Annotated in this window: 6 protein-coding genes and 3 pseudogenes; 4 read left to right on the forward strand and 5 right to left on the reverse strand. The window is 50.6% G+C overall.

What is annotated here, in order from left to right; all coding sequences use genetic code 11:
• The coding region (locus tag N6P30_RS23860; protein WP_260629994.1) for a GIY-YIG nuclease family protein at window positions 1–1,116 on the forward strand (1,116 nt) is incomplete at its 5' end.
• Between the two features lie 46 nt (window positions 1,117–1,162).
• Window positions 1,163–2,500 carry a VasL domain-containing protein gene (locus N6P30_RS23865; RefSeq protein WP_023294205.1) on the forward strand — a complete coding sequence of 446 codons (1,338 nt, stop codon included), beginning with the start codon at window positions 1,163–1,165 and terminating at the stop codon, window positions 2,498–2,500.
• Between the two features lie 234 nt (window positions 2,501–2,734).
• On the opposite strand, the pseudogene N6P30_RS23870 reads toward N6P30_RS23865, so the two are convergent.
• Together N6P30_RS23870 and N6P30_RS23875 are read right to left on the reverse strand one after the other, a co-directional pair.
• Window positions 2,735–2,938, reverse strand: a pseudogene (locus N6P30_RS23870) (TA system toxin CbtA family protein); the annotation flags it as partial.
• Window positions 2,939–2,995: 57 nt separating this feature from the next.
• Window positions 2,996–3,913: an IS5-like element ISEc35 family transposase gene (locus tag N6P30_RS23875; protein ID WP_226484104.1), complete on the reverse strand. Its 918-nt coding sequence runs from the start codon at window positions 3,911–3,913 to the stop codon at window positions 2,996–2,998.
• Window positions 3,914–4,053: 140 nt separating this feature from the next.
• Here N6P30_RS23875 and istA point away from each other — a divergent pair, with 140 nt between their 5' ends.
• Window positions 4,054–5,076: an IS21-like element IS100 family transposase gene (gene istA / locus N6P30_RS23880; RefSeq protein WP_000255956.1), complete on the forward strand. Its 1,023-nt coding sequence runs from the start codon at window positions 4,054–4,056 to the stop codon at window positions 5,074–5,076.
• Window positions 5,073–5,855 (forward strand): annotated as a pseudogene (gene istB / locus N6P30_RS23885) (IS21-like element IS100kyp family helper ATPase IstB). The gene istA and the pseudogene istB overlap by 4 nt, the downstream one beginning before the upstream one ends.
• A gap of 96 nt (window positions 5,856–5,951) precedes the next feature.
• On the opposite strand, the pseudogene N6P30_RS23890 reads toward istB, so the two are convergent.
• The 3 genes and pseudogenes from N6P30_RS23890 to N6P30_RS23900 all read right to left on the reverse strand — a co-directional run.
• Window positions 5,952–6,080, reverse strand: a pseudogene (locus N6P30_RS23890) (TA system toxin CbtA family protein); the annotation flags it as partial.
• 20 nt (window positions 6,081–6,100) lie between these two features.
• A complete protein-coding gene (locus tag N6P30_RS23895) occupies window positions 6,101–6,406 on the reverse strand; it encodes a type IV toxin-antitoxin system YeeU family antitoxin (RefSeq protein WP_226484542.1) in 306 nt (101 codons plus the stop codon).
• 26 nt (window positions 6,407–6,432) lie between these two features.
• Window positions 6,433–7,802 (reverse strand): IS3-like element IS150 family transposase gene (locus tag N6P30_RS23900; RefSeq protein WP_260629995.1). Its coding sequence is split into 2 segments (ribosomal slippage): window positions 6,433–7,322 and window positions 7,322–7,802, totalling 1,371 coding nucleotides; the frame shifts between segments, so codons are not numbered across the junction.
• Between the last annotated feature and the right edge of the window lie 10 nt (window positions 7,803–7,812).

The raw sequence follows: 7,812 nt of genomic DNA on the forward strand, positions 1-7,812 counted from the left end.
CCTAATCCAGCAGGAATCATCAGTTTATTCTTTGGCTTACTGATAGCCGTTGCGTTGATAATGCGGGTTTTCATTTACCGGGGCTTCCGTAAGAAAACAGCGGAGCTGGAACAGGCTATGTCGAACCTCATTCAGAAAGAGAAAGCCTTTGAAGAAACCGTCAGTACTGAAGTGGCTCGCGGTCTGTATCAGGAAAAGCAACGCCTTGCCGGTCAGTGGGATGACTTTCACAATGCCAAAAATAAAGCCTCTCGGGCACTGCAGCGTATTGTGGACTCCGCGTATAAATTCAAAGTCAAAACCCTGCTTTCTGGCACCACGGTGAATAACTGGCAAAGCAAGTACGACCAGCTCAGGAAGGAAAGAGAGGCTTACGCTGCTATCAGCGAGAAAATCGCATTTCTGGAACTGGAAGATAACGCCGACTGGGAAGGCGTAAAACAGCAGTTTCTGGATAAGGTTGCTCTGCTGGAAAAAGCGCAGGAAGAAAAAGAATATCAGTCTGAGCTCAAACGCCAGATGCGTGAAGAAAAACAGCGACAGGACGAACTGGAGCAGCAGCAGCGCGAAGCGGAAGAGGAGGAGCAACGCCTTGCTGAGCAGCAGCGTTTACTGGAAGAAGCCCTGCTCGCCGCTGAAGGTGCTCACAGGGTAGAACTGGAAAGACAGCGCCTGGAGTTGGAGCAGAAAATCCAGGACGTGCATCAGCAGTATGAACGTGCCAAATCCATGGCCCAGCTCACCAAACAGGGATACGTGTATGTCATTTCGAATATCGGCTCCTTCGGTGAAAACGTCTTCAAAATCGGTATGACCCGACGACTGGAGCCCATGGAGCGCGTGAAAGAATTGAGCGGGGCAGCTGTGCCGTTTGATTTTGATGTCCACGCCATGATTTCTTGCGATGATGCCCCTGCGCTTGAAAGGACGTTACATGAACATCTGGAACGCTACCGGATTAACCGAATCAATCTGCGTAAAGAGTTTTTCCGGATCGAGCTTAGCCGAATTATTGAAGAGGTGGAGCGTCACCACGGGCAGATTGAATATATTGCTGACCCGGTAACGCTACAGTATCTGCAGAGTCTCGAATATGCAGAAAGCGAAGCCGCATAAACAATAACCTTTATTAGCTCCAGATACGTCAAATGGACAATAGGTCATGAATGACATCATCCCACATACAATTAAAACCGGCGGCGACCCGCGTACGCTGCCAGATTACGCCGCCCTCCGCGATGAACTCAGTAAGCTGACGCATCCTGCTCGCCCGGATGTGAACTGGCAATATGTCGAAAAACTCGGCCTCTCACTGTTTGAACAGAACGGTGTGGAGTTGCAGACTGCAGCCTGGTACACCCTTGCCCGCATTCACCTGTCTGGATTAGCAGGCCTGAACGAAGGGCTGGCGATTCTGGAGGCCCTGATTAGCCATCAGTGGGACGTTTTCTGGCCGAAGACATTACACGCTCGTATGGAAATCCTTAGCGGCTTGAGCCAGCGCCTGCAGCAGCACATGCGTATGCTTCCACTCAACAAAAGCCATCTTAGTGAGCTTTATCGTGCTGAAGAATTGCTTACCCGACTGAGTGCCGTGCTACAGCGTCTTGAGCTGAAACACCTAAGCCAGTTCGATACGTTACGAACAATGATACGTTCGAATGCTGAACGGCTGGAAAGCAGTAATGACGCATCAGATCTGAATGCACTCATGATGCCCGGTTGCGAAATACCTCAGGAAAGGGCAGAGCCGGTTGACGAAGTGAAATGGGTCTATGTTGTGCAGCCGGAGAATCAGCCTGATGCAGAGGGTTTTACGACAGCGCACGGGGCGGTCAGACCATGGAAACCCTTTGTCGCCGGAATGTGTTCTATGCTGGTGGTCAGCCTCGCCGCGGCGTGGGGAGGGGGCTTTCTGTCCAGACCCGATCCCTTAACGATTCAGGCTAATGCATCTCTGGCGCCGTTACCTGAAGTGCTTACACCTGTTCAGCAAGACGCGTTAGCACAGCAAGGTACTTTGCCGTCCACATTTATCACTGAAACGCAGCAGCAGCTTGCCCGACTGGATAAGCTGCCTCCTGACTGGAATATTTCCTACAGCCTTCAGCTGTTAGCGCAACTCCATACATTGCGGCCGGAGGAGGCGAAGCCGCTCACCTCACAGTGGCAGCAAAAATTTAACGCGGCAGCGTTGCCTGTCTACGCTATGAACAGTTGGTATGAGGGAATGATGAAGCTTCAGCAACTGAGTCATCGGCTGAGCAGTCTGGATGAGCAAAAAGGAAAATATATCACGGTGAGTGAGCTTAAATCGGTGGTTTTTTCGACTATACAGTCATTTAACCAAACAATACCGGCTGAAGAACAACTCCGACGCCTGTCACAGCATCCAGCCGGAGATGCGCTTCCTGAAGCCGAAAAGACCCAACTGGAGTTGCGCCTAAGACAGCTTGCTGCGCGTTACGCTCAAATAAAACAGGAATCTTCTGCTCAGTGAATTCTGGCGATAGACAGGTGAATGCGCGTGAAGGTCAAAGTGTCCCCTGCAGACTTCGAATATGTATGGTTTATTTGTTGATAGTTAAGGTTTATTTGTTGTTAATAAAGTTAAGGGGCCCCCAATAAGGCCCCCAAAAGTTATTTTGACAGAATTCATTGAATAATAACTAACCGTCTTTGGTTCGATTCCGCTTAATAGATATCGTACTCGAAAACTTCATCCTACCATATCTCAATGAGATCCTCGTAAAAGACCTATTGCCTGTCTTGCCCTCAGAATATCGACAGCCCGAAGGTAAGGGGATTGTTCCTGCCAGCGAAATCCCTTCCTGTCGATACGGACCAGTTCGTATTTTTCCACCAGAAAATTCACGGCATCTGACAGGGTGATACCGGCATCGATATGTTGCTGTATAACAACTTCATCGCTGAATGGGGGCCTTGTTGATCAAATCCAAAGTTGGATGGTCGCTCCCCAACCCGCCGGGCGGGCTTAGTTGACAGCCTGCCGAATAGGCATACCAAGCCCTATGACCTTGTTCATGACTTTCACCCCGGCCAGGATCTCACCCACCTGGGCGTTGTAGCTCCGCAGACTCAGTTTCGGACCGATGAGCTGCTTGAAGCGATACATGGCGGTCTCAGCTATCGAGCGCTGATGATAGCCAGAGTCCTTTTTCCATTGCTCCAGTTCTCCTGCCTTGAGCGCGGCAACCGCCTCGTTGCGTGGATGGTCTGTCTTCCAGAATGCCGCATTTTTTCTCGGCGGTATGGTGGCCTTGGCGCCCTTCTTTTGTAGTAGGGCATAACAGGCTTTGGTGTCATAGGCACCATCGGCGCTGACTTGTTCTATCTTGCGGCGCAAGGGGTTGAGCAGCGTGGGCAACACCTCGTTATCGCCCACCGTTTCCAGGCTGACTTCGGCTGCAACGATGGCATGGGTCGCCGCATCTACGGCAAGGTGAAGCTTGCGCCAGACGCGGCGTTTCTCCTTGCCGTGCTTGCGAATTTTCCATTCGCCTTCGCCATAGACCTTGAGTCCGGTGGCATCGATGACCAGGTGAGCCACTGGGCCATGGCTCGGTAGGCGGTACTTGATTTCGACCGTCTTGGCGCGCTTGCTGATACAGCTGTAGTCCGGCGACTGTAAGGGCACATTCATCAGCTCGAACAGCGAGTTGATGAAGCCTTCCAAGGCACGCAGCGGTAGCTTGAATACCGCCTTGAGCATCAGCGCGGTTGCAATGGCGGAGTCGCTGTAATGGAAGCCTCGCCCTCGGCGGCCATGATGGGGCTGGCAATGCCACTGCTGGATGGCTTGCTCATCCATCCAGACGGTCAACGAACCACGTTGCACCAAGGCTTGGTTGTACTGTTTCCAGTTGCTGATCTTGTGCTTGGACTTGCCCATCTGGCGCTCCCGGTGGTGAACCTAAGAGATCAGATCACCAAACTGCGGGATAGTTGTCACGAACGGTGCAATAGTGATCCACACCCAACGCCTGAAATCAGATCCAGGGGGTAATCTGCTCTCCTGATTCAGGAGAGCTTATGGTCACTTTTGAGACAGTTATGGAAATTAAAATCCTGCACAAGCAGGGAATGAGTAGCCGGGCGATTGCCAGAGAACTGGGGATCTCCCGCAATACGGTTAAACGTTATTTGCAGGCAAAATCTGAGCCGCCAAAATATACGCCGCGACCTGCTGTTGCTTCACTCCTGGATGAATACCGGGATTATATTCGTCAACGCATCGCCGATGCTCATCCTTACAAAATCCCGGCAACGGTAATCGCTCGCGAGATCAGAGACCAGGGATATCGTGGCGGAATGACCATTCTCAGGGGATTCATTCGTTCTCTCTCGGTTCCTCAGGAGCAGGAGCCTGCCGTTCGGTTCGAAACTGAACCCGGACGACAGATGCAGGTTGACTGGGGCACTATGCGTAATGGCCGCTCACCGCTTCACGTGTTCGTTGCTGTTCTCGGATACAGCCGAATGTTGTACATCGAATTCACTGACAATATGCGTTATGACACGCTGGAAACCTGCCATCGTAATGCGTTCCGCTTCTTTGGTGGTGTGCCGCGCGAAGTGTTGTATGACAATATGAAAACTGTGGTTCTGCAACGTGACGCATATCAGACCGGTCAGCACCGGTTCCATCCTTCGCTGTGGCAGTTCGGCAAGGAGATGGGCTTCTCTCCCCGACTGTGTCGCCCCTTCAGGGCACAGACTAAAGGTAAGGTGGAACGGATGGTGCAGTACACCCGTAACAGTTTTTACATCCCACTAATGACTCGCCTGCGCCCGATGGGGATCACTGTCGATGTTGAAACAGCCAACCGCCACGGTCTGCGCTGGCTGCACGATGTCGCTAACCAACGAAAGCATGAAACAATCCAGGCCCGTCCCTGCGATCGCTGGCTCGAAGAGCAGCAGTCCATGCTGGCACTGCCTCCGGAGAAAAAAGAGTATGACGTGCATCCTGGTGAAAATCTGGTGAACTTCGATAAACACCCCCTGCATCATCCACTCTCCATCTACGACTCATTCTGCAGAGGAGTGGCGTGATGATGGAACTGCAACATCAACGACTGATGGCGCTCGCCGGGCAGTTGCAACTGGAAAGCCTTATAAGCGCAGCGCCTGCGCTGTCACAATAGGCAGTAGATCAGGAATGGAGTTATATGGACTTCCTGGAGCATCTGCTTCATGAAGAAAAACTGGCACGTCATCAACGTAAACAGGCGATGTATACCCGAATGGCAGCCTTCCCGGCGGTGAAAACGTTCGAAGAGTATGACTTCACATTCGCCACCGGAGCACCGCAGAAGCAACTCCAGTCGTTACGCTCACTCAGCTTCATAGAACGTAATGAAAATATCGTATTACTGGGGCCATCAGGTGTGGGGAAAACCCATCTGGCAATAGCGATGGGCTATGAAGCAGTCCGTGCAGGTATCAAGGTTCGCTTCACAACAGCAGCAGATCTGTTACTTCAGTTATCTACGGCACAACGTCAGGGCCGTTATAAAACGACGCTTCAGCGTGGAGTAATGGCCCCCCGCCTGCTCATCATTGATGAAATAGGCTATCTGCCGTTCAGTCAGGAAGAAGCAAAACTGTTCTTCCAGGTCATCGCTAAACGTTACGAAAAGAGCGCAATGATCCTGACATCCAATCTGCCGTTCGGGCAGTGGGATCAAACGTTCGCCGGTGATGCAGCACTGACCTCAGCGATGCTGGACCGTATCTTACACCACTCACATGTCGTTCAAATCAAAGGAGAAAGCTATCGACTCAGACAGAAACGAAAGGCCGGGGTTATAGCTGAAGCTAATCCTGAGTAAAACGGTGGATCAATATTGGGCCGTTGGTGGAGATATAAGTGGATCACTTTTCATCCGTCGTTGACAATAGTTCCCTGATTTGAGCAACAACGCCCTGAATGGGGTGTCGTTTATTGTCAGACCGTAGTGCTGTTCCAGCAAACGCGCCAGTAACATTTGCCAGACAGCCACGGGTGACAGGCAGGGCTTCGCTGCCCGCTGAGTTGTTGCAGGTAAAGTTTTCATGTTTGCTCTCGTGAAGGTAATTAACGCTGAGTGGGATAAATGGCGATGTATACGTAGCCGCAACTGCCAAGGGTGTCGGCTTCGCAGGTAAAACCGTTGTGGTACAGGGTGACGCAGTGGGCATGTTGGGGGCTGAGTTCACCGGTGGTCAGCATCGATTCCATCTGGCGGGTAAAGTGTGGGAATGTGTCATCCAGCTTCCGGCATTCGGCGTCACTGAACATACCGGTGATGCTGGCCCGGTCAGCCAGGTAGTGCAGCCGGTTGCCCTCCTGTACCAGACGGGCTCCCAGGCGCGGCGTGATAGCCCGCTGCAGGCCCCAGATTGTACTGACCCCAAAAAGTTGGACAGTTAAACACGAGGCATATAGGTCTGATTCCGATATTCAATTGGAGTCAGACCTTTTAATTTCAGGCTAATTCTTCTGCTGTTGTAGTATTCAATATGTTCCGTAACAGCATCCTTCAGTTCGCTTATATTACTGAACTCATCAAGATAAAAACACTCCGACTTTAAGGTTCCAAAGAAACACTCCACCACAGCATTATCCAGACAATTGCCTTTTCTGGACATGCTTTGTTTAATACCATGTTCTTTAAGGATATTTTGATATCTTCTCATACGATACTGCCATCCCTGGTCAGAGTGCAGAACAGGATGCTCGTGAGGATTAAGCTTTTTGAATGCCTGATCGAGCATATTCTCAACCATGTTCATCACTGGTCTTTCCGAAAGGCTGTAAGAAATAACTTCGTTGTTGAAGAGATCTATTACTGGAGACAAATACAGCTTGCGCCCATTGACTGCAAATTCAGTAACATCGGTAACCCACTTCTCGTTGGGCCGCGTAGCCTTGAAATCTCTTTGGAGAACATTAGGGGCGGTTTGCCCTACCTCTCCTCTGTAAGAGCGGTATCGCTTGACCTTAATCGCTGCTTTAAGTGAGAGGGTTCCCATCAGGCGCTGAACAGCTTTATGGTTAATCTGTTTCCCTTCTCGATGAAGAGACAGCGTTACCCTACGGTATCCGTATCGGCCTCTATTCTCGTGATAAATCTCACCAATACGCTTTTTAACGTCCGCATACTTGTCAGGCTTGCTGAGAGCCTTTAGATGGTAATAAAACGTACTGCGCGGTATCTCCGCAGCCCTGAGAAGCTCATCAAGAGGATAAAACTGCCTTAGCTCGTTGAGTACTTTCACTTTTTCGTGGGATGAGCTAAGGCTTTCAGCTTTTTTAGATACATAAGCCGCGTTTCAAGAAATCGAACTTGCCTTTCAAGATCCTCAATGCGTCGGTCTTTTGACAGCTCCAATGCTGATGCCGCTTTTTCTGGATCAACTGATATTGCAATGTTTCTTTTGGTGCCAATCTTGAGCGCGCGTAAACCAGCTTCTCCGCGCTCTTCATAGACCTTCAGCCACCTGGCTACAGAACCACTACCAGCAAGCATAAAGTGAGCAGCAGCCTGATTAAGGGACATGTGCTGCTCGATCACAGCTTTCACGACCTTAATACGCAACTCTGGATCAGCACTAACACCTTTAGGTTTGGGAATTAAACCTTTTTCTCCATGTTTTTCATAGAGGGCAACCCATGTCCTGACCTGGGTTCGGGGGACACCAAAACGTGCCGAGATGATCCTGTAACCATCATCAGTTGTGAAGTAGTGATTCACGACTACAAGGCGCTTTTCAAAAGGGTATTTTGGCTTTGACATATTAGGGGCT

It is taken from the genome of Enterobacter sp. PL1 (assembly GCF_945957325.1).
GTDB lineage: Bacteria > Pseudomonadota > Gammaproteobacteria > Enterobacterales > Enterobacteriaceae > Enterobacter > Enterobacter roggenkampii.